20 protein-coding genes are annotated in these 23,466 nt (G+C 68.0%); 12 read left to right on the top strand and 8 right to left on the bottom strand.

Annotated elements, in window-relative coordinates; genetic code table 11:
• The first annotated feature begins 185 nt into the window (after positions 1 to 185).
• The 4 genes from UAJ10_RS19370 (at position 186) to UAJ10_RS19355 (ending at position 3,841) form a co-directional block, all read left to right on the top strand.
• Positions 186 to 638, top strand: coding sequence for a nuclear transport factor 2 family protein (locus tag UAJ10_RS19370; protein ID WP_322916834.1), 453 nt, complete (start codon positions 186 to 188; stop codon positions 636 to 638).
• 62 nt (positions 639 to 700) lie between these two features.
• Complete coding sequence (locus UAJ10_RS19365) at positions 701 to 2,101, top strand: MFS transporter (RefSeq protein ID WP_322916833.1); 1,401 nt, start codon at positions 701 to 703, stop codon at positions 2,099 to 2,101.
• A 323-nt stretch (positions 2,102 to 2,424) separates the two neighbouring features.
• Positions 2,425 to 3,435 (top strand): sugar phosphate isomerase/epimerase family protein, encoded by a 1,011-nt coding sequence (locus UAJ10_RS19360; protein ID WP_322916832.1) that lies wholly within the window; start codon positions 2,425 to 2,427, stop codon positions 3,433 to 3,435.
• Between the two features lie 13 nt (positions 3,436 to 3,448).
• Positions 3,449 to 3,841, top strand: a complete 393-nt coding sequence (locus UAJ10_RS19355) for a C-glycoside deglycosidase beta subunit domain-containing protein (protein ID WP_322916831.1) — start codon at positions 3,449 to 3,451, stop codon at positions 3,839 to 3,841.
• 79 nt (positions 3,842 to 3,920) lie between these two features.
• Here UAJ10_RS19355 and UAJ10_RS19350 read toward each other — a convergent pair whose 3' ends face one another.
• The 3 genes from UAJ10_RS19350 to UAJ10_RS19340 all read right to left on the bottom strand — a co-directional run bounded on the left by UAJ10_RS19350 (position 3,921) and on the right by UAJ10_RS19340 (position 7,458).
• The gene (locus UAJ10_RS19350; RefSeq protein WP_322916830.1) at positions 3,921 to 5,147 is read right to left on the bottom strand and encodes an MFS transporter; all 1,227 of its coding nucleotides are present in this window, start codon (positions 5,145 to 5,147) and stop codon (positions 3,921 to 3,923) included.
• A 224-nt stretch (positions 5,148 to 5,371) separates the two neighbouring features.
• Positions 5,372 to 6,139, bottom strand: a complete 768-nt coding sequence (locus UAJ10_RS19345) for a hydroxypyruvate isomerase family protein (RefSeq protein WP_322916829.1) — start codon at positions 6,137 to 6,139, stop codon at positions 5,372 to 5,374.
• Positions 6,140 to 6,222: 83 nt separating this feature from the next.
• Complete coding sequence (locus UAJ10_RS19340) at positions 6,223 to 7,458, bottom strand: MFS transporter (RefSeq protein ID WP_322916828.1); 1,236 nt, start codon at positions 7,456 to 7,458, stop codon at positions 6,223 to 6,225.
• A gap of 299 nt (positions 7,459 to 7,757) precedes the next feature.
• On the opposite strand from UAJ10_RS19340, the gene UAJ10_RS19335 reads away from it, so the two are divergent.
• From UAJ10_RS19335 to UAJ10_RS19325, 3 genes are read left to right on the top strand one after another with little or no spacing between them, the layout of a single operon-like run.
• Positions 7,758 to 8,867 (top strand): LLM class flavin-dependent oxidoreductase, encoded by a 1,110-nt coding sequence (locus UAJ10_RS19335; protein ID WP_322916827.1) that lies wholly within the window; start codon positions 7,758 to 7,760, stop codon positions 8,865 to 8,867.
• Positions 8,864 to 9,424: an NADPH-dependent FMN reductase gene (locus tag UAJ10_RS19330; RefSeq protein WP_322916826.1), complete on the top strand. Its 561-nt coding sequence runs from the start codon at positions 8,864 to 8,866 to the stop codon at positions 9,422 to 9,424. The genes UAJ10_RS19335 and UAJ10_RS19330 overlap by 4 nt, the downstream gene beginning before the upstream one ends.
• 28 nt (positions 9,425 to 9,452) lie before the next feature.
• The gene (locus UAJ10_RS19325) at positions 9,453 to 11,867 is read left to right on the top strand and encodes a beta-glucosidase (RefSeq protein ID WP_322916825.1); all 2,415 of its coding nucleotides are present in this window, start codon (positions 9,453 to 9,455) and stop codon (positions 11,865 to 11,867) included.
• A gap of 33 nt (positions 11,868 to 11,900) precedes the next feature.
• On the opposite strand, the gene UAJ10_RS19320 is transcribed toward UAJ10_RS19325, so the two are convergent.
• Entirely contained in the window at positions 11,901 to 12,689 is a 789-nt protein-coding gene (locus tag UAJ10_RS19320) for a TetR/AcrR family transcriptional regulator (protein ID WP_322916824.1), read from the bottom strand.
• A 559-nt stretch (positions 12,690 to 13,248) separates the two neighbouring features.
• On the opposite strand from UAJ10_RS19320, the gene UAJ10_RS19315 reads away from it, so the two are divergent.
• From UAJ10_RS19315 to UAJ10_RS19305, 3 genes are read left to right on the top strand one after another with little or no spacing between them, the layout of a single operon-like run.
• The gene (locus UAJ10_RS19315; protein ID WP_322916823.1) at positions 13,249 to 15,537 is read left to right on the top strand and encodes a TonB-dependent receptor; all 2,289 of its coding nucleotides are present in this window, start codon (positions 13,249 to 13,251) and stop codon (positions 15,535 to 15,537) included.
• Positions 15,538 to 15,593: 56 nt separating this feature from the next.
• A complete protein-coding gene (locus tag UAJ10_RS19310) occupies positions 15,594 to 16,229 on the top strand; it encodes a gluconate 2-dehydrogenase subunit 3 family protein (protein ID WP_322916822.1) in 636 nt (211 codons plus the stop codon).
• Positions 16,226 to 17,908, top strand: a complete 1,683-nt coding sequence (locus UAJ10_RS19305; protein WP_322916821.1) for a GMC family oxidoreductase — start codon at positions 16,226 to 16,228, stop codon at positions 17,906 to 17,908. Before UAJ10_RS19310 ends, UAJ10_RS19305 begins: the two co-directional genes overlap by 4 nt.
• A gap of 16 nt (positions 17,909 to 17,924) precedes the next feature.
• Here the strand turns inward: UAJ10_RS19305 and UAJ10_RS19300 are convergent, their stop codons facing one another.
• The 3 genes from UAJ10_RS19300 to UAJ10_RS19290 are packed head-to-tail and all read right to left on the bottom strand — an operon-like array spanning position 17,925 to position 19,423.
• Entirely contained in the window at positions 17,925 to 18,599 is a 675-nt protein-coding gene (locus UAJ10_RS19300; protein ID WP_322916820.1) for a peroxiredoxin-like family protein, read from the bottom strand.
• A 52-nt stretch (positions 18,600 to 18,651) separates the two neighbouring features.
• On the bottom strand, positions 18,652 to 19,272 hold the full coding sequence (locus tag UAJ10_RS19295; RefSeq protein ID WP_322916819.1) for a glutathione S-transferase family protein: 621 nt from the start codon (positions 19,270 to 19,272) through the stop codon (positions 18,652 to 18,654).
• Positions 19,265 to 19,423: a hypothetical protein gene (locus UAJ10_RS19290; RefSeq protein ID WP_322916818.1), complete on the bottom strand. Its 159-nt coding sequence runs from the start codon at positions 19,421 to 19,423 to the stop codon at positions 19,265 to 19,267. The genes UAJ10_RS19295 and UAJ10_RS19290 overlap by 8 nt, the downstream gene beginning before the upstream one ends.
• A 130-nt stretch (positions 19,424 to 19,553) precedes the next feature.
• On the opposite strand from UAJ10_RS19290, the gene UAJ10_RS19285 reads away from it, so the two are divergent.
• Together UAJ10_RS19285 and UAJ10_RS19280 are read left to right on the top strand one after the other, a co-directional pair.
• Complete coding sequence (locus UAJ10_RS19285) at positions 19,554 to 20,432, top strand: LysR family transcriptional regulator (RefSeq protein WP_416235383.1); 879 nt, start codon at positions 19,554 to 19,556, stop codon at positions 20,430 to 20,432.
• Positions 20,433 to 20,531: 99 nt separating this feature from the next.
• On the top strand, positions 20,532 to 21,302 hold the full coding sequence (locus UAJ10_RS19280) for an enoyl-CoA hydratase/isomerase family protein (protein WP_322916816.1): 771 nt from the start codon (positions 20,532 to 20,534) through the stop codon (positions 21,300 to 21,302).
• 47 nt (positions 21,303 to 21,349) lie between these two features.
• Here UAJ10_RS19280 and UAJ10_RS19275 read toward each other — a convergent pair whose 3' ends face one another.
• Positions 21,350 to 23,428: a beta-galactosidase gene (locus tag UAJ10_RS19275; protein ID WP_322916815.1), complete on the bottom strand. Its 2,079-nt coding sequence runs from the start codon at positions 23,426 to 23,428 to the stop codon at positions 21,350 to 21,352.
• Positions 23,429 to 23,466: the final 38 nt, after the last annotated feature.

The raw sequence follows: 23,466 nt of genomic DNA, 5'->3' as shown, positions 1-23,466 counted from the left end.
CGGAGAGGAAAAAAGGCCGCCCACCTCCGTGCTGGGAGGGGGCGGCGGGGGAGCGCTGGGATGGGAGTGATTATCGCCAGCCGGACCATCATAGCGCATGCCATATAGAATTATAATCTGAATTCATGTTATGGCTGGCGAAGCGCTGGCTGAACGCCGCCGCGACAATAAAGGGGAGGAGCGACATGCGTTGGTATCGGGCCGCCGTGTTCTGCGTGATGGGGATCTTAGGCGCCGCGGCGACGGCGCGCGCGGCGGAGGCGGGTGACTGTTCCCCGGGACAGGCCGCGAGGCAGGGGGATCCCGCGGCCCTGTTCCAGGCGTTCGCGACCCAACTGCTGGCGCGCAAGGATGCCCGCGGCGCTTACGAAACCTTCGCCGCCGCCGACATGGTTCAGCGCAACTCGCCGTTCGGCGCCACCCGCGACAGCACCATCGCCCAATGGGAAAAGATGACCGGCCTGCCGGACTCGCGCTTCGTCATCGAGACGGTGGTGATGGACGGCGACGTCGGGGTGATCCACTTCCGTGGCCAGCTCAAGGCCGGGGAGGCGGGTGCCGTCATCACCCAGCACGATCGCCTGCGCTGCGGCAAGATCGTCGAGGAGTGGGCGGAGTTCAGCGCGGGGGCCAAATGACCGGCGGGGCTTCGGCCAGACCCCGGCCCGGGGCGGGGTCCGCCCTGGAACAGGCCGCCGCCATGTCTCCGGGGCGTCGGAAGTCGGCCCTGGTCATCGTCGCCGGCGCGTTCATGATGGACCTGATCGACCTCACCATCGTCAACGTCGCCTTGCCCTCCATCCAGCGCGACCTGGGGGCCGGGGCGGCGGCGATGCAATGGATGGTGGCCGGCTATGCCGTCGCCTTCGCCGTGCTGCTGATCACGGGCGGCCGGCTGGGGGATACCCACGGCTACCGCCGCCTGTTCATGGTGGGGGTGGCCGGGTTCACCGCGACATCGCTGCTGTGCGGCGCGGCGGCCAGTCCCGCCATGCTGGTGCTGTCGCGCCTGGCGCAGGGGGCCGCGGCGGCCTTGATGCTGCCCCAGGTCATGTCGCTGATCCAGCTGATGTACCCACCGGCGGAGCGCATCGGCGCCTTGGCCGTTTTCGGTGTGCTGGGCGGGTTGGCGGCCGTCCTCGGGCCCATCCTGGGCGGCCTACTGATCGAGGCCGACCTGTTCGGATTGGGCTGGCGGCCCATCTTCCTGATCAACGGCCCCCTGGGCGTGGCCGGCCTGGTCGGCGCCTGGCGGGTCCTGCCGTCCGGCCGGTCGTCACGGGCCAGCGGCGTGGACCTGCTGGGCACCGTGCTGATCGCCGGGGCCTTGCTGGCCGTCATCCTGCCGCTGATGCAGGGGCGGGAGGCCGGCTGGCCCTGGTGGCGCCTGTCGTCGCTGGCCCTGGCGCCCCTTTTGGGCTTGCTGTTCGTGCGGCATATCCGGCGGCGGTCGGCGACCGGCACCGCCCTGGTGGATCCCGGCCTGTTCGCCAACCGGGGCTTCACCGTCGGTGTCTGCATCTCCCTCTGCTTCCAGGCGGTGACGGCGGGGTTGTTGTTCATTCTGACCCTGACGCTGCAATACGGCCTGGGCTGCTCGGCCCTGGAAACGGCCTTGGTGCATGTGCCCTACGCCGTCGGCGCCTCGGTGGCCATCGGTGTCGTCGCGCGGCGGGCGCTGCCACGCATCGGCCTGCGCCTCATCGGCATCGGCGTGGTGACCATGCTCGCCGGCCTGGCGGCGCTGTTCGCCCTGATTTTGGCACAGGCGCCCCTGGTCGCGATTGGCGGCGCCCTGCTGGTGACCGGGACGGGCATGGGACTGACGGGTGGACCCCTGGGCCCCGTTACCCTGTCGGATGTGGACGTGGCCCATGCCGGCGCGGCGTCCGGCACCATGAAGGCGGTCCAGCAGTTGGGCGCCGCCTCGGGTGCCGCCCTGATCGGCAGCCTGTACTTCGCGCTGGCCCATGATCTGGATCCCGATCACGCGCGCCGGAGTTTCCTGACGACCCTGCCCGTGGTGGCGGGGCTGTTGCTGGTCGTGGGTGGGCTGGTCACGCGCCTGCCCAAGGACCTGCGGATTTTCAGCAAGACATGACTGGAAGGGAGGAAGGGATGTCCAATCCCGTTCTGCGCCTTGGCCTCATCAGTGGCGGCCCAGGCGGCTTCATCGGGCCTGCGGTCAGGTGCGACATCGTTCGCGGGGCGATTGATTTTTCAGAACAAGAATAATAATATTGATACTGATATCGTTTCGTGACGGCCCCCGCCGGTTTCCCGGCGGACGTGGCCGCCATCACCGGGCGATGCCGCGCGGGGAGGCGCGGGTTCGCCATCCGGACTCCAAGAGATCGGGCTCCAGCCTGAGACCGCCGTCCAAACCGGCTCCCGGCGGGGCCGCATCTGACAAGGACAGCCTTCATGTCGACGTACGACATCAAGCGGGGCGTCAGCCTCTACAGTTACCAGGAAGAATATTTCCTGCGGCAGAAGTCGCTGGAAGACCTGATCAAGGTCTCGGCCGAGATGGGCGCCAACGGCATCGAACTCATCAGCGAGCAGACGTTCCCCGACTATCCCAACCCCCTGGACCCGTCGGTCTACGAGAACTGGCACGCGCTGATGGCCAAGTACGGCACGACGCCCGTCTGCCACGATTTCATGCTGGACTATAAGAAGTACAAGGACCGGCCGATGCCGTTCGAGGAGCAGGTGGCCTCCTGCAAGGTCGACATCGACCATGCGGCCCGGCTCGGCTGTCCCTACACGCGCGCCCTGGTGTCCATTGATCCCAAGGTGCTGGTGGCGTGCGCTGACTATGCGGAAAGCCGCAACGTGCGCATCCTGATCGAGGTGCACGCGCCGCTGCACTTCGATCATCCCTGGATCATCCGCCATGCCGAGGCGTTCGAGAAGTCGGGCTCCGACTATCTCGGCTTCCTGCCGGACATGGGCATGTTCCTGTTCGCCTTCCCGCCCGTGTGGAAGGAGAAGTTCATGCGCGACGGCGTGCCCCAGCACATCGCCGACTACATCTGCAAGGCCTACGAGGACCGGGTCTTGAGCGAGTACGTAATCTTGGAGGTGGAGAAGATGGGCGGTGTCGGCCCCGCCATCGGCATGGCCACCACCCTGCGCCACAACGCGGCGTTCGAGCCCAAGCGCATGCTGGACCACATGGACCGCATCTGGAACATCCACGCCAAGTTCTATGAGATGACGGAAGATTTGGTGGAGCCGTCCATCCCGTACGAAGAGATCATCCGCGTGCTGAAGCAGGGCGGCTACAAGGGCTACATCTGCTCCGAATATGAAGGCAACCGCTGGATACAGGACGCCTTCCCGGTGGATTCCATCGAGCAGGTCCGCCGCCAGCAGGAAATGTTCAAGAAGCTGATCGGCGCGCCGCAGGCCGCCGTCGGCGCCGCGTGAGGGAGAGGCCGCCATGTTCGACAAGTACATGATCTGCGAGGACGGTTTCGGCAACGTGGTCGAGGACGGCCAGGTGGTGGGTTTCACCTTCCTGGCCCGGCTGCCCTACTATCGCGGCATCGGCCTTTCCATGGTCGAGGACATCGGGGTCGTCATCGATGGCGAGCCGGTTTCCCGCCAGGATGTCCGCTTCTCCGTCCGGGGCCGCACCTGGACGCTGGACGAGATGGAAACGGAATACACGGAACGCTGGAACTTCGGTGAAAAGGCGGCGGTGACGGTGCTGCGTCCCAATGGCCTGGCCCCCGGCCGCCACCGCCTGCAACTGTCGGAGCGTATCCGTGTCTCCTACCTTCCCTTCGTGCCGACCACGCGCGACGCGAAAGAACTGGTGATCCCGGCATAGCTCTTCCATTCCATGCCGGTATTGCGGCCGGTATTGGGGCGCGGCGGCTTGACCGTCGCGCCCCTTTCTTATGCCGGCTTCAGGCTTGGCCGCGCTTGGGTATGGCCGGATAGAAGCTGATGCAGATGATCTGCAGCAGCAGCACGACGATCGCGGGACCATAGTAGAGCGCGTGCACCATGTGCACGGCGCCGTCGCTGACGGCGGTGGGGGTGTAGTCGACCCAGGCCAGCCCATAGGCGATGACGGCGCCGCCCAGGGCCATGCCGATCTTGGTCGACAGGCTGATGCCCGCCGACAGCAGGCCCTCATGCCGCACGCCGAAATGGGCCGCGTGATAGTCCACGGTCTCGGCCGCCATGGCGAAGATGGCCGTCATGGTCACGCTGATGAGGACCGAGGCCAGGATGTAGATCGCCAGGAACAGCCAGGGCTGGCCCTCCGCCAGGGGCAGGACCAAGTATAGTCCGGTGGCGGCGATCAGCACCAGGCGGTTGCCCTGGCGCATCCCGAAGTGGCGCAGATAGGGCGGGGCGATGGCCGACCCGATCAGCAGCGTGCCGGAGATCGCCGGCAGCAGGATGGAGATCATCCACGGCTGGTGCAGGACGTTCAGGGCGAAATACGCCGTCACCGCCAGCACGGCGCCGAAACGGATGAAGTTCAGGGTGGTGAACAGGAACACCACCTGCCAGGCGCGGTTGCGGACCATATTCGCCACGGCGGACAGGGTGGCGGGCGCTTCGTCCCCCCTGTCATGGATCACTTCGCGGCAGTTGGCGAACAGGTTCAGGATCAGCGCCACCGACACGCCGGCCGCCAGCAGGGCGGTCAAAAGGAAGCCCTGGGCCTTGTCCCCGCCACCCAGCGCCGTCACCAGGGGCATGGTGCCGGCCGTGGCGAAGATGACCGACAGGGCCGTGCCGGCGGAACGCAGGCTGCCGACCTGCACCCGTTCCCGCTGGCGCGCCGTCATCATGGGCAGAAGCGCGCTGTAGGGGATGTTCACGACGGAAAACAGCAGGCCCAGGATGATGAAGGTGGCGCCGGCCCAGACCAGCTTGCCCGTGTCCCCCAGGGGCGGGACGTAGAAGACCGCCACCGAGAACAGGCCGAAGGGCACCGCGCCATAGAGGAAGTAGGGCCGGGTTCGGCCCCAGCGGCTGCGCGTGCGGTCCACCAGCAGGCCGACCACGGGGTCGATGCCGGCGTCCAGCAGGCGCGACAGCAGGAACAGCGTGCCGACGATGCCCACCGGCAGCAGCGCCACGTCGGTGTAGAAATAGAGCAGGAAGGCCCCGACCATGTTCCAGCACAGGCCGAAGGCGAAGTCGCCGGCGCCGTAGCTGATCTTGGCGCACCAGGGCAGGGCGGCGCCCGTGGCGGCCGGGGGGAGTCATCGCCGGTACCCGGGTGGCCAGGGGTCGGGTGGCCAGGGACCGGGTGGGCTGGGACTGGGTGGGCTGGGATCGGGGCGGCGATGCCGCCCCCGGTGTGCGTGGACATCGCCTTCGCTCTCCCCAGGTGAGGTTACAGGCCCAGCGCGGCGCGGGCCGTCGCCAGGGTCTCCAGGGTTGGGCCTTCGGGCTTGTATTCCAGGCCCACGGCGCCGGTATAGCCCAGCTCCCGCAGCACGCCGACGTAGCGCTGCCAATCCACCGTGCCGCTGCCCGGCTGATGCCGCCCGGGCACGTCGGCCACCTGGATGTGCCCCACCAGGTGGAAGCGGCCCGCCAGCACCTGGGCCGGGTCTTCCCCCATGACGGTGGAGTGGTACATGTCGTAGAGCAGGCGCAGGTTGGGGCTGCCGACCTCCTCCACCATGTCCAACCCCTCGGCCGTGCTGTCGAGGAACATGCCGGGATGTTCGACCCGGGTGTTGAGCGGTTCCAGCAGCAGCAGGACGCCGGCCTGTTCGGCCAGGGCGGCCGCCTGTTTCAGGATGCCGACGGCGAGGTCATGCTGTTCCGCGCGCGACACGTCCGGCCGGGTGAAGCCGGACGCCACCACCAGGGCCGGCGCGCCCGCCTCCTTGGCGGCGCGCAGGCTGTCGCGCACCGCCGCCAGGAATTCCCCATGCTGCGCGGGGTCGATCAGGCTGCGCCGGGGTTCGACAACCATGCTGGCCAGCCGCACGCCGGTTTCCTCCAGGGCGCGGCGCACCTCCGCCAGCGGCTTGTCCCGCCAGAGGTGGAACTCCACCGCCGTCAGCCCCGCGGCCTTGGCGGCGTGGATGCGGTCGGCGAAGGACGGATGCTCGGCGGCGAACAGCCACTCGATACAGGCTGCCAGGTACATGGGGTAACTCCTCGATTGGGAAAGGGCCATCGCGCGCCCCGGCATGGGGCGGCCTCATGGCCGAATGATCCAGCGGGTGCGGGTCAGGGCACCGCGTCCAGGGGGGCCGGCTTGGCTTTCAGCAGGGCCGCCACGGCGGCACCGGCGGCGGCGAGGGCGACGAGGCCCATGGTGATGAAGGCTGCCCGCACCGTTCCGCCCGTCAGCGCCTTGGCGCCGGCGACGAAGAAGGGGCTGGTGAATTGGCCGAGGAAGAAGCAGGAGGCCCAGATGCCCATGCCGCGCCCGCGATGGGCGAAGGGCAGCACGCTTTGCGCCCAGGCGATCAGGGACGGCACCGTCATGCCGGCCCCCATCTGCTGCAGCAGCAACAGGGCCAGCATGACCTTGTAGTCGCCCGCCAGGCCGACGCCGGTCAGGCCCACGCCCAGCAGGGCGAAGACCCCCGCCAGTTGCAGCGCCGTGGCGCGTTTGCCGAGATAGCCGAACAGCAGCGTGCCGATGGGGACGCCGATGCTGGCCACGGAGATCAAGGTGCCCACCCTGCTGGGGCTGTCGACCCCCACCTCGCGGAACACCAGGCCGCCCTGGATGATGAAGACGTAATAGATGGTGGAGGCCAGCAGGGTGACGGCGCCGTACAGCGCCACGGCCCGCGCCGGGAAGGATGGGACGGGCCCGGCATCCCCCGCCGACCGGATCTGGGGTGCCGCGGCCTTTTCCGGCTCGAAAATCAGGACGTACATGCCCAGGAAGATGGGCAGGGCGATGAGGTAGATGAGGAAGACGCCGTTCCAGCGCAACTCGGTCAGCACGCCCGACGCGGCGATCACGGCCGGCGCCAGGGCCGAGCCGGTGACCCCCTGGATGACCAGCCATTTGCGCCGGCCCGCCGGGTCGTAATAGTCGGCGATCAGCGTGTTGACGATGGTCAGGATCGCCGCCTCCGCCACGCCCAGCAACAGCCGCGACGCGATGACCGCGTTAAGGCCCTCCAGGAAATAGGGCAGGGCGCCCGCGATGCCGTACAGCAGCGTCGACCAGACCAGCAGTGGCCGCCGGCCCAGCCGGTCCACCGCCAGCCCGGCGAAGGGGGCCAGCACGGCGATGGCCAGGCCGGGCGCCGAGACCAGCACCGGCACCAGCAGCGACGCGTTCGCGACATCATGGAAGTGATCCAGGATGGTCGGCACGGCCGGGGCCAGCGAGATGATCGCCAGGATGGGCAGGAAGCCGCTGATCACCAGGATGATGCCCTGTCCCAGGCCGGCCTTGCGCTGGGTGCCCTCTGTCGGCGCGACGATCGCCCGATCCACCATGACCCTCCTCCCTCCGGCGCGGTGCGCCATAACAGAATTATTATTTTGAAAATAATGAGGACGAGGGAACTGTTTTGTCAACGCGGGAGTCGGTCGCGGGGCATAAGAACCACCGCTTCCCCCGCGAGGAGCCGTTTTTCTGCGCATGCGGCCGGTTTCGATTGACGGCAAGCGATTTCGTCAGTTACAGATTAAGAATAACAATTCTAATTTCCATGCCGGAGCCGGCGTGATGGCCAACGGCCGGGCCGCGGCAGAGCGGGCACGCGCCGGAACAGGGCGACCTAACGGAGGAAACAGTGCGCTTCTCGACCTTTCTGAACGCCCGCTCCATGGGGCCGGAGCAAGACCGCGCCGTGATGCTGGGCATGATCGACCATGCCGAACGGGCCGAGGCGTCCGGTTTCGACGCCGTCTTCCTGCCGGACCATCATTTCACGGGCTATATGCCCATGGCGTCCGATCCCTTCCTGTTCGCGGCCTACCTGGCGGCGCGTCTGAAGCGGATGCATTTCGGCTTCTCCGTCACCACGGTGCCGTTGCATCACCCCGTGCGGTTCGTGGAGCGCATCAACATCCTGGACCAGCTGACCGAGGGGCGCATCCTGGTCGGCGTGGGCAGCGGCACGACGCCGGAGGAGATGATCGGCTTCGGCGTGAACTACAAGGAAGCCTCCCGCCTGGCGGAGGAGAACCTGGCCATCGCCGAGCGGCTGTGGGCCAAGGCCGCGCACGACGCGCCGGTCGTCTTCGACAACGGCCATTACAAGGGCGAGGTGGTGCAGCGCATCGCGCCGGTGGCCTACACGCCGGGCCACGCCAAGCTGATGCCGGTGGCCATGAAGGAGACCAGCGCCCGGCGCGCGGCCGACCATGGCTGGCCCGCATTCATCCCGGCCTTCACCCCGCCCCGGATCGGCGGGACGGAGCCCATGGTCCATGTACGCAAGTATTTCACCGCCTATCGCGACATGCTGATGGCTGCCGGCCATGCGCCCGAGGTCGTGGCCCATGCCCTGTCCTGGTCGACGCACACCTACCAGTGCGTGCATGTGGCGGAAACAGACGCCCAGGCCCGCCGGGAACTGGAGGACATCCTGACCGTCTACCAGGAGGCCGTCGACCGCGAGGCGGCCTTCAACGCCAAGGCCGAGGCGACGGAGGCCAACAAGAAGACGGACCGGACCCCCAACGCCCTGACGGAAGACTGGATCGGCACCTGGTGCCTCTACGGCAGCCCCGAGACGGTGGTCGAACATCTGCGGCCCTACCAGGAACTGGGCATCGGCAACATCCTGTGCGGCATGCTGACCGGCCCCCTGACGGAACGGCGTATGGCCTACGCCAACCAGACGCTGGATCTGATGGCCCGGAAGGTCATCCCGGCGCTGAGGGAGGGTGGGCGATGAGCCGGCCGCTGATCGTCGGCTTCGGCGGCACCACCCGCCCCGGCTCTTCCGGCGAGCGCATGGTGGCGGCCGTGCTGTCGGCCGCCGCGGCGCTTGGGGCCGAGACCCGGCTTTTCGGCGGTGCGGCCCTGGCGGCCCTTCCGCACTTCGCGCCGGAAAACCGCCAGCGCACGGTGGAGCAGCGCGACTTCGTGGACGCGGTGCGCGCCGCGAACGGCCTGGTCATCGGGTCGCCCGGCTATCACGGCGGCGTCTCCGGCCTGGTGAAGAACGCCATCGACCTGCTGGAGGATTTGCGCGACGACGACCGCCCCTATTTTGACGGGATGCCGGTCGGGCTGTCGGTCACGGCGGCAGGGTGGCAGGCGGGCGGCGTGACGCTGACGGCGTTGCGCGGCATCGTCCATGCGATGCGGGGGTGGCCCACCCCGCTGGGCATCGCCGTGAACACCGTGGCGCAGAAGCCCTTCGATGCCGAGGGGCACCTGGTCGATGCCGGCATCCTGGAACAGGTCCAGGTCCAGGCCCAACAAATCATGCTGCTGGCCGACCTCTGATCGCCGGCACCTTGAGGGGAATTTCCGAATGTCTGTCGATTTGCCCGACGATCCCGCCGCCATCGCCCCGCTGACCAGCGGCCGCGACATGTGGTCGACGGCCGAGCTGCCCGGCATCCGCTCCATCAAGATGGCGGACGGCCCCATGGGCATCGCCTCGGGCCGGGTGGACGAGCGGGACGTCGCGGTTCTCACGCCCTGCGGCACCGCCCTGGGGGCCAGCTTCGACGCCGACCTGGTGGCCCGCGTGGGCGCCATCGTGGGCGAGGAGGCGCGGCGCCTGGGGGTGGACGCCGTGCTGGCGCCGAACCTGAACCTGCAACGCAGCCCCCTCTGCGGCCGCGCGTTCGAGCTGTTCGGCGAGGACCCCTATCTCGCCGGCGCCCTGGGGGCCGCCTGGATCGCCGGCCTGCAGAGCCAGGGCGTGGGCTCCGTCGCCAAGCACCTGGTGTGCAACGACAGCGAGACCGATCGCGACAGCATGAACGCCGTGGTCGATGACCGCGCCCTGCGTGAGGTCTACCTGCTGCCGTTCGAGATGGCGGCGACGGCCGGCTGCGTCGGCATCCTGGCGGCCTATAACCGGCTGAACGGCCATTATTGCGTGGAACATCGCCAGCTGCTGACCGACATCGTCAAGGGCGACTGGCGCTACCCCGGCTTCATCGTGTCCGACTGGTTCGGGGGCCGCGACACCCTGCGTTCGGCGCTCGCGGGATTGGACCTGGACATGCCGGGCCCCGACCGGGTGCTGGGGACCAAGTTCGCCGCCGCGGTGGCGGCCGGCGCGGTGCCGCCGGACCGCCTGGCCGATGCGGCGGGCCGCGTGGCCGGGGCCGTGCGGGCCATCGACGGGCTGCCGCGCGGCACAGCCGTGGCCGACCCGGACGGCGTGCTGGTCGAGGCCGCCGCCGCCGGCTTCGTGTTGCTGAAGAACGAGGGCGACGTGCTGCCGCTGGCGGCGGACGCCGTGCGGCGGCTGGCGATCATCGGTCCCAACGCGGCCAGCCCCTGCCTGCAGGGCGGCACCTTCGCCAAGATCGCGGTGCGTCCCGATTTCGTGACACCGCTGCGGGCCATCCGCGAACGCTTCGGCGACACCGTCCAGGTGATCTATGAGCAGGGCGTGGCGCCGGAATACCGCCTGCCGCCCTTGAGTGTCACCCCCGCCCGTGACCTGGGCGACGGGGCGTCGCGCGGCATGACGGTGGAGTTCTTCACCGGTGACGATGACGGCGAGCCGGTGTTCGCCGAAACGCGCGACACCAATTCGCTGACATGGTTCGTCGGGCTGCCGGGAACGGACCACCTGAGGCAGGCCGGCCGCATCCGGGCCAGCGGCTGGTATGTGCCGGAACGGGACGGCGCGCACCGCATTCACATCGGCGGCACGGGCACGCTGCGCCTGGCGGTGGACGGCCGCGACGTGTTCAGCGGCGGCGGCCCGGTGGCGCCGTCCGACCTCATGGGCATGCTCAAGGGCGGCGACAGCCAGTCGGTGGTGCTGGACCTGGCCGCCGGCACGCCGGTGCTGCTGTCCTTCGAGGTGGCCTACACCCCGGCGCGGGCCCAAGGCCTGTGGTACGGCATGGCGGGCCCGGACCTGCCGGCCGAGATGCTGGCGCGCGCCCTGGCCGCGGCGGCGCAGGCGGACGTCGTGCTGCTGATGCTGGGGGAGACGGCGGACGCCGGCGTGGAAAGCAAGGACCGCCCCGGCACGTCCCTGCCGGCCGCCCAGATCGAGTTGCTGCATCGCTTGCACGCGGTGAATCCCAATATCGTCGCCATATGCAATGTGGCCCACGCCTTCGACGTGTCCTGGCAGGAGATGGTGAGGGGGCTGATGGTCACCTGGTATCCCGGTGAGCAGTATGGGCCCGCCCTGGCCCAGGTGCTGGCCGGCGACCGGGAGCCTGGCGGCCGTTTGCCCCTGAGCATCGCCCGCCGGGACGGCGATTACCCGGCCTTCAGCCTGAAGCCTGGGGCCTCGGGCGACGTGCCGTACCGGGAGGGACACCTCATCGGCTACAAGGGCATGCAGGCCACCGGCACGACGCCGCTGCACGCCTTCGGCGCCGGCTTCGGCTACACACGGTTCACGGCATCCGACCCCGCGTTGACCCCCACGGATGATGGCGGCGCCGTGGTGGCGGCGCGGGTGCGCAACGTCGGTCCGCGCGCGGGCAAGGCGGTGCTGCAGGCCTATGTCGCTGGGCCGGACGGTGTCCGGCACTTGCGCGGTTTCGTCAGCGTCGTCGTGCCGGCGGGGGAGGAGATGCCGGTTCGCCTCACGCTGCCGTCGCGCGCTTTCGCCCACTGGGACACCTCGGCGGGCGCCTGGCGGACGGCCCCAGGCCGGCACGAGGTGATGTTGGGCTGGAGCAGCCAGGAGCTGCCGCTGCGGCTGGTCATCGGGCCGGCGGCCGCGCGTCAGGCCGGATGACGGCACGCGCGGCGAAGGGGTGGGGGCGGGCGTTCAGCCCGCCTTGGCCCTTGTGCTGGGCCTGCCGCGCGGCTTGCGTTGGGGAAGGGGGGCCACGGCTTCGGTCCCGGGTTGTATGTCGCCCTGTGGTTCGGGCTCTGCCGGCAAACCCGGCCAGCCGCCATCAGGGGCGACCGCCTTGGCCACGCGCGGTTCTGTCATGAGATAGGCTGCGAAGGAATGGGTGAGATCGCGTTTCAGCTGTTCCCACTCCCACGCATCCCCCTGTTCCCGGTTCGACCCCAGCCCCAGGACGCGGGCCAGGGCCGAATACATGATGTTGAACCCCGCCTGCACGGCGCGTTCCGGATCAGGATGCGCGATGGCGTCGCGGTATCTTAGAACCGCCAGCTTGATGTCGCCGATGGCCGCCTGATGGGACATCTTGCCCAGGCGGGCCACCACCGGGTCGTGGTTGGCGCGCAGCATCATGGCCCGCAGAATGTCCGCGTGATGGCGCAGGTGCTCCGCCATGCCCGCGGTCAGCGCCGCGACCAGGTCATACAGGTTGCTGGTTTCCAGGGCCACCCGCGCGATCAGCTGCCGCTGTTCGTGCTGGATGTCCGTCTGGACACGCTCCTGCACCACGCGGATCAAATCATCCTTGCTGTCGAAACGGCAGTAGATCGAGCCGACGGATACCTTCCCGACCCGGCTCACGTCGGTGAGGGTGAATTCATCGTTGCCATGGATCTTGAGCAGCTCCTGCGCCGCCGCGAGCATCCGTTCGTACGAGGCCTTGCTGCGACTTTGCACGGGCTCGCGCTGCGGGCCCGGCTTCACCGCTTTCCGTTCACTCATAAGCTCCGCTTTCCCCAAAAGGCTCGTGGTGATTTGGAATCATAGCGCTGATACCATTTTCGGCCGCCTGCTGGAAACCGCAATGACCTGGGCTCAACCATGCCCGAAAAAGGGCGCGCCGGCAAACCGGCCGCCGCCAACCGGGTATGGCCACCGATGCCACCAAATCTGTGGCAAAGGGCCTCAGGAATATAATGGTTATTCTGATATTGGCGCGGGTAATGTGAGTTTTTTGGGAATAGGGCGGGGCTTTTACCCTTTCGGCGGGTGGTGACGCCGTGCGTCGGCATATCGGCGGATATTTTAATCAAGCGTCTGATTATACTGCGCTATTTTAGAATCCTCACGACGGGCGCCCCTTATTTCGGCGTGTGCCGCGCCATGCCCGCCCGCCCCGTGATCCAGAGTGTGGACATTGCGACGGATTGACCCTGGACAAGAACCATAATCCAGGTTCTAATTATCTCCAACAAATGCGGGGAGGAATGGATGGGCCGGTAAACCGTCGGTCACCTTCCCGACATCACAGGGGAGGGTGTCCATGAAACCATCGATCAAGTTGCTGCTCCGCGCGTCGACGGCGCTGTTCCTGACGACCGGGGCCGCCGTGGCGCAGACCGCGCCGGCGTCCACCGGCGCCAACGCCGCCGACACCTCCCTCATGGAAATCGTGGTCACGGCCCAGAAGCGCAGCGAAAGCGTGCAACAGGTGCCGATTTCCGTGACCGTCATCGGCGCCGATCAGCTGGCGCGGCGGGGCGTGCAGTCGGTGCAGGACCTTTCGCAGGCCAGCGCCTCGCTGGAGTTCACGGCGCCGGCCGCCGCACCCGGTGGTGGTGGTTTCGTCCGTGGCATCGGCACCAACCAGGTGGGCAACGCCACGGCGGCCAGCTCCGTCAGCATCGTGCTGGACGGCGTCGTGTTGGGCAACGTGCCGGTTTCGGACATTTTCGATACCGAGCGGGTGGAGGTGCTGAAGGGCCCGCAGGGCACACTGTTCGGCAGCTCCGTGTCGGCCGGCTTGGTCAACATCACCACCAAGGCGCCCGTCCTGGGGGAGACCTCGGGCTATGTCACCACGGAATTCGGCCTCACCGGCCTGGGCTCGGGATATTCCCGCGATGTCGTGCGCGCCGCCCTGAACGTGCCGGTCACCAGCAATTCGGCCCTGCGCCTGGCCGCGCACTTCTACGACAACTCGGGCCTGACCAACGACACCGTCACGGGCAAGGATGAGGACCAGAGCAACTACGGTCTCCGCGCCCGTTACCTGGCTCAGCTGTCCGACAAGCTGACGTTCAACCTGATCGGCGACTACAACAAGACCGACGACCGGGATCCGGGCGGCCTGATCTATCGGGCGGCCACCGCCGGCTCGCCGCTGGCCCAGGCGCTGGGGGCGTGCGGCATCGTGCCCTCCGCCTCCAACACCAGCCAATGCAACGAGCAGGGGCTGTATGACAGGGCGCAGATCGGCGGCGTGTCGGGCCAGTTCGACCTCGACCTGAACGGCATGACGCTGACCTCCATCACCGCCGGGCGCCGCCTGCACGACACCACCGCCGTCGACCTGATCGGCATCACGCCGTCGGTGGCGCGCCAGTACATGCAGAACTGCAATTTCGCGGACTGCTTCCCGGTCGTGGCGCTTTATTCCGGCACCACCACCACCCCGCAGGTGAGCAATCATTCCTTGTTCTCGCAGGAACTGCGCCTGACCTCATCCGACAACCGGGACCTGGAATGGGTGGGGGGCTTGTATTACCAGCGCACCACCTTCGCCAATTCCAAGCCGGCGCTGCTGATCATCCACCCGGCGGCCGTGGGCATGGACCTCACAATCGCGGATGGTTCGCAAATCATCCACGCCGATAGTGAAGACTATGCCGCGTTCGGCAACGCCACCTGGTACCTGGAACCGGAAACCCGGTTGATCGGCGGCCTGCGCTTCACGCATTCCCGCGTTCACGAGGAAGAGGCCGACCCCGTCAACGCCGGCGTGCCGGACACCTTCGCCGCGACCGGCTACGCCAACGCGGCCACCTGGCGCGCGGGCATACAGCATGATTTCGACCGGGACACCATGGTCTACGCGACGGCGTCCACCGGTTACAAGGCGCCGCAGATCAACGACCAGCTGACGACCACCGACCACACCCTGGACCCCATCAAGGCGGAACGTCCCCTCGGGTTCGAGGTGGGGGTGAAGAAGACCATGTTCGACGGCCGTCTCTACGTCGATGCCGACCTGTTCTACACCGACGTGCAGGACTTCCAGACCCAGTCGTGCGTTTCCAGCATCAACGGCCTGAACTGCTCCAACATCAACGTGTCCAAGGTCGTCACCAAGGGCTTCGAGTGGGAAATCTTCGGCCACCCCTTCCCGGACACGACCGTCAACGTCTCCGGCATCGTGAATATCGCCGAATACCCGCAGGGCTTCATCGGCGCCGACGGGTCGGACATGTCCAACAAGCAGCTGAACTACGCGCCCAAGTTCAAGATGACCATCTCGGCCGAGCGGCAGTTCAGCCTGTCCGACACCTACAACCTGGTCCTGGGGGCGGACGCCACCATCCGGACCAAGCAATCCATGTATCTGTCGGCGGACCCGGTCTACGTCGTCCCCGGCCAGACTATCTTCAACGCCCGGCTGACCCTGAAGTCCGAGGACGGCTGGTCGGTGGGCTTGTTTGGCCGCAATCTGGGCGACAAGGTATATCCGACCCAACTGTACCCCACCACGGCCTTCGCCCAGGGCGGGCTGTGGCAGGCGATCGATCCCAACGCCCGCCGGATGGTGGGCATACAGGCGGAAGCCAAGTTCTGAACATGGTCGGCGGTGGTGCCCGGGCGCGCCGCCGGACCCTTCGGGAGGGATAACCCATGGATCATCGTACTCGCGATGCGGGGGGCGCTGGCCGGCGCCAGTTCCTGATGGCCATGGCGGCCGTCGGCGCCGCGCTGACGCCCGCCGCCCTTTGGGCCCAGGTCAAGACCGGTACGGACGCGCCCGCCGCCAAGGCCTTGGCACCGTCGCAGCGGGCGCTGCTGGACCGGGTGGCCGACCTGACGATACCGGACAGCGACACGCCCGGCGCGCTGGCGGTGGGTGTGCCGGCCTTTGTCACCCTGGCGCTGGCCCATGGTTTGGAAGGCGCGGGCGCGCCCGTTCCCGCCGCCCGCTTCACAGGCGGCGCGGGCCCGGCCGATGCCACCGTGCTGGACTGGCTGATGTTCGAGCTGGATCTGAAGGCGGGTGGCGCCTTCCTGGCGGCGGCGCCCGCCGTCCAGCTACAGGCGCTGACGGCCCTGGACGGCGCCGCTTACGCGCCCGGCGGCCAGGCATCGCCCTGGCGCCTGCTGAAGGGGCTGATCGTCACCGGGTACTACACCTCCGAGGCTGGCGCCTCGCAGGAACTGCAATACGAGCTCGTTCCCGGGCATTGGGACCCGGACGTGCCGGTCGGCCCCCATGGGCGGGCCTGGTCTAACGATTGGACGGCGGTGGACTTCGGATGAGCACAGAGTTTGACGCGATCGTGGTCGGTTCCGGCATCACCGGGGGCTGGGCCGCCAAGGAACTGACGGAGAAGGGCCTGAAGGTCCTGATGGTCGAACGCGGCCGCATGATCGAGCATGGCGGCGGTTACGTGACCGAAACCCTGGCGCCCTGGGAAATGCCCTTCCGGGGTGAGGGCGACGCGGCGCTCTACGCGCGCGATTTCGCCGTCCAGTCCAAGAACCGGCACTTCACCGAGTTCACGCAGAACCATTTCGTGAACGACAGGGACAACCCCTATTCGGTGGCGGAGGGCACGGAATTCAACTGGTGGCGCGGCTACCAGCTGGGCGGGCGCTCCCTGACCTGGGGCCGCCAGTCCTACCGCATGAGCGATTATGACTTCGGCGCCAACAAGAAGGATGGCCACGGCAGCGACTGGCCCATCCGCTATGCCGACCTGGCGCCGTGGTATGATCATGTGGAACGCTTCATCGGCGTGTCCGGCCAGGCGGAGGGCGTGGCCTCCCTGCCCGACGGTGTTTACCAGCCGCCCATGGCCCTGAACGTGCTGGAACAATACACCAAGGGGATCATCGAGCGGCGCTGGCCCGAGCGGCGCCTGACCATCGGTCGCACCGCCAACCTGACACGGGAGAAGGAAGGGCGGTCCGCCTGCCAGTACCGCTCCATCTGCGCGCGCGGGTGCTCCTACGGCGCCTATTTCAGCACGCAGAGTTCCACCCTGCCGGCGGCCCAGAAGACGGGCAACCTGACCCTGGTCACCGACACGGTGGTGGAGCGGGTGGATTATGATGCCCGGACGCGGCGGGCGACCGGCGTCTCGGTGCTGAATGTGAAGACGGGGGAACGGCGGCGGCATACCGCCCGCATCGTCTTCCTCAACGCCGGCGCCTTCAACACCAACCACCTGCTGTTGCGCTCGCGGTCCGATGCCTTCCCCATGGGGCTGGGCAATTCCAGCGGCCAGCTGGGCACCCACATCATGGACCATGCGACCACGGTGGGGGCCGTCGCCCTGTTCGACCGCTTCCAGGACCGCACGACGTACGGCAACCGGCCCACGGGCATCGTCATTCCGCGCTTCCGCAACCTGGATCGGCAGGAGGGCGACTTCCTGCGGGGCTACAGCTTCCAGGGCGGCGCCCTGCGCAGCACCTGGACGCGGGCCAAGCGCGAGGCGGGCGTGGGCACGGACTTCAAGGCCGCGATGCGCGGCCCGGGCGGCTGGCGCATGGTGCTGGTTTCCTTCGCGGAAAGCCTGCCACGGCCGACCAACCGCCTGACGCTGGATCCGGTGAAGACGGACGCCGTGGGCGCGCCGCTGCTGAAGATCGACTTCACCCATGGCGAGAACGAGCGGAAAGCCCTGGCCGACGCGGGGCGCGAGGCCAGCGCCATGCTGACGGCGGCGGGCGGCAAGGTCGTGCTGTCCCTGGACCGTCCCGGCGTTGGCGGCAGCGCCATCCACGAGATGGGTGGCGCCATGATGGGCGACGACCCGCGCGCCTCCGTCACCAACCGCTGGAACCAGCTGCATGACGTGCCCAACGTCTTTGTCAGCGACGGCGCCGCCATGGCCTCATCGGCCTGCCAGAACCCGTCGCTGACCTACATGGCCCTGACGGCCCGCGCCTGCGATGCCGCGGTGCGCCTGCTGCGCGAGGCTAAAATCTAGGAAGTGGCTTATGGGCTCAAGCGGCGACGCCGGCGGCGCGGCGCAGGGCCGGCAGCATGTCCTCGGGCTCGGGCCGGTGGGTGTAGTCGGGATTGACCTCGGCGTAGAGGATGGTCCCGTCCGGCGCGATGACGTAGCGGGCCGGCATCGGCAGCGTCCAGCTCTGGTCGCCGTTGAAGGCCGGGAGATCGTTCCTCAGGCCCCTGTAGAGATCAACAAGGTAGCCGGGCAGGGCGAAGCGAAGGCCGAAGGCGGCGGCCACGTCGTTGTGCGTGTCGGACAGGATGGGGAAACTGAGCGCGTTCTGGCGGGCGGACTTGCGGCTGTTCACCGGCAGCTGGGGAGAGAGGGCGACCAGGCTGGCGCCCAGCGCCTCGAACGCCGGCAGGGCGGCCTGAAGCGCCTGCAGTTCCATATTGCAGTAGGGGCACCACACACCGCGATAGAAGCTCACCACCAGCGGTCCCCTGGCCAGCAACGCCGCCGATGAGACGGGCTTGCCCTCGGGATCGTGCAGCGTGAAGCGGGGGGCTTGGTCGCCGGCCTTCAAGGCGCGCGTGGCGGCACCACTGGCGATGAGTTCGGCGGTCGCGCGGTGCATGGTCTCGATTACCGACGGCGGCACGCTGTAGGGCGGCTTGCCGGCTTCGAAGTCCGCCTTGAAGGCGTCGAGCTTGGACTGAAGGGACATGGGATGTCTCCGAGAAAGGGGGGCGGGGCTTATTCCCCACCGGAATTGCGGGTCAGACGGAAGGCAGCAGGGCGTTGACGCGGGAAAGGGCGCGCTGGACGGCGGGGCGCGCCGCGACGTGGGCGTACCAGCGCGCGACATGGGGCGTGTCCTCCAGCCCGACGCCGGCGAACTCGCGCCGCCAAAGCCAGCCGAAATGGGCGATGTCGGCGATGGTAAAGGTGTCGCCGGCGGCGTAGCGATGCCGTGACAGCAGCCCGTCCAGCACGGACACGGTGCGCTTGGCCTCACCCAGGAAGCGCTCGATCGCGATGGGCTGCGGCTCGGCGGCGGAGCGCTGGAAGAAGCCCGACTGGCCGAAGGCCGGACTCAGCCCCGAGGCATGGAAGAAAAGCTGCTCGAACACCCGCGCCCGGCCATCGCCGGAGACTGGCAACAGGCGGCCGGTCTTCTCGGCCAGATGGACCAGGATGGCGGCGGACTCGGTCAGGACAAGATGGCCATCGACCAGTACCGGCACCTTGGCGTTCGGGTTCAGCGCGACGAAATCGGGCGCCTTCTGTTCACCCTGGCGGACGTTGATGGGGTGCAACTCATAATCAAGCCCCAGCTCCTCCAGCGCGATCGGCACCTTTATGCTGTTGGGCGTGGCGAAGGCATAAACCTCAAGCATGGTGGTCTTCCTTGTGACGCAGCCCCGCGCGCAGGATTGGCGCCGCCAGCGCGAGAAGCACTGGGACCGGGCTGCCGGTGATTTGAAAGGCGAGGATCCCGTCCAGCAGGGATGGTGCGACGGCGGTTCCCATCAGCCAGCGGACCATCATCTCGATCTCCTCGCCCCTTCGGTCCATCCGAAGGCATGACCATGAGTGCCTCTTCCGTGCTCGACGGGGCAGTGGGCTCTGGGCGATAATGTTCATTCCAAGGAGGAATGACGTGGACCGATATCAAGCGATGGCGGCGTTCGTGCGCGTGGTGGAGACCGGCTCCTTCTCGGCGGCGGCGCGGCAGCTGAGCGTCGGCCAGCCCGCCGTGTCGAAGACGATCGCCCAGCTGGAAGACCGGCTTCAGGTCAACCTGCTGATCCGCTCGACCCATGGGCTGAGCCCGACCGAGGCAGGCCACCGCTTCTATGAGCGGGCCAAGGCCGCCATTCGGGAGGCCGATGAGGCGGACCTGGCCGCGCGCGGCGCGGGGGCGGGGCTGTCCGGCTGCTTGCGGATTTCGGCCGCGACCACCTTCGCCCGCCTGCATATCGTGCCGCAGCTGCCGCGTTTCCTAGAACAGCATCCCGAGCTTGAGATCGACGTGATCCTTGACGACCGCGTCATCGATTTGGTTGCCGAGGGCATCGACGTGTCGTTGCGGATGGGCGCGCTGCCCGATTCCTCCGCGGTCGCGCGTAAGCTGGCGATGGGCCCGCGCTCCGTATTGGCCACGCCGGCCTATCTGGCGCGCCGGGGAGAGCCACGGAGCCCCGCCGACCTGGCCGGGCACGAGGCCGTGATCCACAGCCACCTGCCCACGGTGTGGTGCTTCAGCCGTGAGGGCACCGAGGCGTCGGTTTCCGTGCGCGGGCGCGTCAAGGTGAGTGCCGCCGAGGGGCAGCGGGCGGCGGTGCTGGCTGACATGGGGCTGACGATCGCTTCGGACTGGATGTTCGCGCCGGAACTCGCCAGCGGCGCGGTACGGCGGGTGCTGCGGGACTGGGCCCTGCCTGCCCTCGACCTCTGGGCGATTTTCCCCGGGGGCCGCATGGCCAGCACCAAGGCACGCGAATTCGCCCGCTTCGTGGAAGCGGTGATGGCCGAGCCCTATTCCCCGCTGGAATAAGCCATATCGCCCCGCGCCCTCGTCCGTCCCGTCCTGGGTTGGCCTAACTAATCCGTCACGCCGCCACTTCCGGACGGCTTGAGATCAGGGATCAGTACCATGGCCAAGTTCGAGACCTATCGCGACGCTTTCCCCAACGCCCGCCTGACGCGCAAGGACAATGGCGTCCTGGAAGTCGCCCTGCACACCGATGGCGGCAAGCTCGTCTTCAACGGGCATACGCATGAGCAGTTCGTGGAGCTGTTCCACCAGATTGGCGAGGACCGGGACAACCGCGCGGTGATCCTGACCGGTACGGGCGACGCCTTCATGGACATGATCAACCCCGAGGGCTTCGACTTCTTCACGCCCCAGGGCTACGACAAGATCCTGCGCGAGGGCCGCAAGGTGCTGTCCAACATCCTTGACATCGAAGTGCCCATGATCACGGCGCTGAACGGCCCGGTCTTGCTGCACAGCGAATACGCGCTGTTGACTGACATCATCCTGGCGACGCCGGACACCGTGTTCCAGGACAAGCCGCACTTCGAGTTCGGCATCGTGCCCGGCGACGGCATGCACCTGCTGTGGCCGCATGTTATCGGCTCGGTCCGGGGCCGCTACTTCCTGCTCACCCGCCAGGTGCTGGACGCCCAGACGGCGCAGGACTGGGGCGTCGTCAACGAGATCGTGCCGGCTAAGCGCCTGCTCGCCCGCGCCCATGAGATCGCCGACGGCATCGCCGCGCTGCCGCCGCTGACCGGCCGCTACACCCGGATCGCGCTGACCCAGCAGCTCCGCCGCCTGATCGATGAAGGTACCGCCTTCGGCCTGGCGCTTGAGGGCATCAGCGCCGCCGACGTGGCCCGCCGCATGGCCGCCCAGGGCTGAGATCACAGCCGCCGCCCGGCAGGCGCCGGGCGGCGGCCCCGTCACGGTCAGGGCAGCAGTTCGGATTCCCAAGGGCCCAGCACCAGGGTGCCCTCATAGCGCCGATTGCTGACGAGCCCGGTCTTGGCGCCCGTGATGGCCACGCGCTGCGTTTCCCGCGTCGTGTTCACATACAGCGTTCGCCCATCCACCACCCGGGCGTAAACGCCCTCCGGGGTTTGCGGCCCCTGGTGCACGCCCGCCAGGCCGTAGGCGTAGCCCAGCACCGGCGCCATGGCGGCGGGGGCGGGCTCCGTCGCCAGGTACAGGGCGGTGCCCTTGCCGAACTTGTTGGCGGTGACGGCCGGCGTATGGTCGGGCGTGTTGTCGAAGGTCGCCAGCACGGTCGCCGTCGTCGGCGCCAGCACCTCATAATAATGCGTGGTGGTTGGCGTCGATGCCGAGCCCAGGCTGTAGCTCAGCGGCGCCTCCAACCGGTAGAACGCGTTGGTCTTCAGGCCGAACACGTCGGACAGGCGGCCCGGCAGGGGTGTGTCGAACCACTGCGCGTGCTCGTCCACCTTGGCCGAATAGCCGGTCATCAGCACCGTGCCGCCGTTCTGGACATAATCCCGCACGGCCTTGGCGCTGGCCGGGTCCATCACATAGTCGGCGGGGATGACCACCAGCTTGTAGGGTGCCAGCGTGTCGTGCCCGATGTTGATGATGGCGGTGTCGATGTTGGCCTTGAACAGCGGCTCGAACGCCGCCTGCACCATGTCCCCATAGGCGCCCTGGAAATACTGCCGCGTGGTGCTGGACGGTCCGTTGGGGTGGGAGGCGATGGCGGATTCGAAGGAATAGGCGATGGCCACCTCGGGATGGGTGTGGCGCGGGAAGCCGTAGCGGGAAAGCCGCTTGAACTCCCCGGCGATGCGGCCGAACTCGTCCACCTTCCAGGACGGCGTGCCGTCGTGGTCGACCAGGCCGAACAGGGCCTGCTCCTCCCCGCCCAGGTGGCTGTTGAAGGTCCAGGCCAGGATGCCCTGCGCCCCCAGCAGCAGCCCAAGGTAGGCGTACATGCGGCTGCGGCCGGGCGTGCCGTAGTCGCCCCCGCCGCCGGCGGTGAACTCGTTGAACCAGATGGGGGTGGGCAGATCGCCCTTGGTCATCAGGGCATTGAACGCCCCGCCTATGGGGTCGGCGGGATAGAACCCCTCCGCGCCGTAGGAGACGTAGGATTTGTAGGTCGCCAGATAATCGAAGCCGCGCCGGGGCGCATAGTCCCAGAGGTTGGAGAGGGTGGGCAGGTCCGGCATGGCGCGGCGGCGGATCGCGTCCAGCTCCTTCAGCCGGTCCACGGTGACGTCGGACCAATAGCGGTGCAGGTCCAGGAAGCGCTCCGCCGGGCCGGGCCCGTCGGCCAGGGGGAGGTCGACATCCTCGAAATCGTTGAGGCGGCGGGACCAGCGCTGCGTCGCCCAGGCCTTGTTCAGGGCATCGATGCTGCCGTACTTGGCGCGCAGCCAGGTGATGAAGCGCTGCCGGTCGGCCTCGGAATAGGACATGAAGCCGTTGCCGATCTCATTGTCGTATCCCACGGCGATCACCGCCGGATGGTGGGCATAGCGCTTGGTCAGGGCTTCGGCCAGGATGCCGGCCTCGCGCACGTAGTCCGGATCGCTGATGTTGTCCATGTAGCGTTCCGCCGGCGGCAGCCTCGCGCCCGCCTGGTTGACGATGTCGACGCCTGGATAGGCGCGGTGCAGCCAAATGGGGGCGGGCGTGCCCGGGATGTCCAGGATCACCCGGATGCCGGCGGCGTGCATCTTGTCCAGCACGGCGTCGAACCAGTCGAAGGTGAACTTGCCCTGCGCCGGCTCGAACGAATCCCAGGACAGGTCGCCCATGCGCACCACGGTGAAGCCCGCGTGCTTCATGATGGCGATGTCCTGGTCGATCTGCGCCGGCGTGCGGTCGATCGGCTGGTAGCAGGCGCCGACGAACAGCTGGTCCGGGCCCGGCCAGCTGGCGGGCACCTGCGCCTCCCGCGCGTCGGCCACGCCCATGGACACGGTGCACAACAAGGTGGCCAGCAGCGCGCGCAGCGCCTGGCGCCGGAAACCGGCTGGAAAACGCGATGCCATATCTGTCTCACATGATCTGTTCTGGCCCCGTCGGGCCG

The organism is Nitrospirillum guaranorum (genome assembly GCF_034653275.1).
Classification (GTDB): domain Bacteria; phylum Pseudomonadota; class Alphaproteobacteria; order Azospirillales; family Azospirillaceae; genus Nitrospirillum.
The sequence above is the reverse complement of the archived record's forward strand: the minus strand, read 5'-3'. Positions and strand labels throughout refer to the sequence as shown.

What these genes read in the sequence shown, in the direction of transcription:
- UAJ10_RS19340 (WP_322916828.1), bottom strand. Translation starts at nt 7,458, where the DNA reads ATGGTGGATCGGGCGATCGTCGCGCCGACAGAGGGCACCCAGCGCAAG.
- UAJ10_RS19350 (WP_322916830.1), bottom strand. Translation starts at nt 5,147, where the DNA reads ATGGTCGGGGCCTTCCTGCTCTATTTCTACACCGACGTGGCGCTGCTG.
- UAJ10_RS19310 (WP_322916822.1), top strand. Translation starts at nt 15,594, where the DNA reads ATGGATCATCGTACTCGCGATGCGGGGGGCGCTGGCCGGCGCCAGTTC.
- UAJ10_RS19315 (WP_322916823.1), top strand. Translation starts at nt 13,249, where the DNA reads ATGAAACCATCGATCAAGTTGCTGCTCCGCGCGTCGACGGCGCTGTTC.
- UAJ10_RS19290 (WP_322916818.1), bottom strand. Translation starts at nt 19,423, where the DNA reads ATGATGGTCCGCTGGCTGATGGGAACCGCCGTCGCACCATCCCTGCTG.
- UAJ10_RS19365 (WP_322916833.1), top strand. Translation starts at nt 701, where the DNA reads ATGTCTCCGGGGCGTCGGAAGTCGGCCCTGGTCATCGTCGCCGGCGCG.
- UAJ10_RS19330 (WP_322916826.1), top strand. Translation starts at nt 8,864, where the DNA reads ATGAGCCGGCCGCTGATCGTCGGCTTCGGCGGCACCACCCGCCCCGGC.
- UAJ10_RS19275 (WP_322916815.1), bottom strand. Translation starts at nt 23,428, where the DNA reads ATGGCATCGCGTTTTCCAGCCGGTTTCCGGCGCCAGGCGCTGCGCGCG.
- UAJ10_RS19300 (WP_322916820.1), bottom strand. Translation starts at nt 18,599, where the DNA reads ATGTCCCTTCAGTCCAAGCTCGACGCCTTCAAGGCGGACTTCGAAGCC.
- UAJ10_RS19280 (WP_322916816.1), top strand. Translation starts at nt 20,532, where the DNA reads ATGGCCAAGTTCGAGACCTATCGCGACGCTTTCCCCAACGCCCGCCTG.
- UAJ10_RS19325 (WP_322916825.1), top strand. Translation starts at nt 9,453, where the DNA reads ATGTCTGTCGATTTGCCCGACGATCCCGCCGCCATCGCCCCGCTGACC.
- UAJ10_RS19285 (WP_416235383.1), top strand. Translation starts at nt 19,554, where the DNA reads ATGGCGGCGTTCGTGCGCGTGGTGGAGACCGGCTCCTTCTCGGCGGCG.
- UAJ10_RS19345 (WP_322916829.1), bottom strand. Translation starts at nt 6,139, where the DNA reads ATGTACCTGGCAGCCTGTATCGAGTGGCTGTTCGCCGCCGAGCATCCG.
- UAJ10_RS19370 (WP_322916834.1), top strand. Translation starts at nt 186, where the DNA reads ATGCGTTGGTATCGGGCCGCCGTGTTCTGCGTGATGGGGATCTTAGGC.
- UAJ10_RS19295 (WP_322916819.1), bottom strand. Translation starts at nt 19,272, where the DNA reads ATGCTTGAGGTTTATGCCTTCGCCACGCCCAACAGCATAAAGGTGCCG.
- UAJ10_RS19360 (WP_322916832.1), top strand. Translation starts at nt 2,425, where the DNA reads ATGTCGACGTACGACATCAAGCGGGGCGTCAGCCTCTACAGTTACCAG.
- UAJ10_RS19355 (WP_322916831.1), top strand. Translation starts at nt 3,449, where the DNA reads ATGTTCGACAAGTACATGATCTGCGAGGACGGTTTCGGCAACGTGGTC.
- UAJ10_RS19305 (WP_322916821.1), top strand. Translation starts at nt 16,226, where the DNA reads ATGAGCACAGAGTTTGACGCGATCGTGGTCGGTTCCGGCATCACCGGG.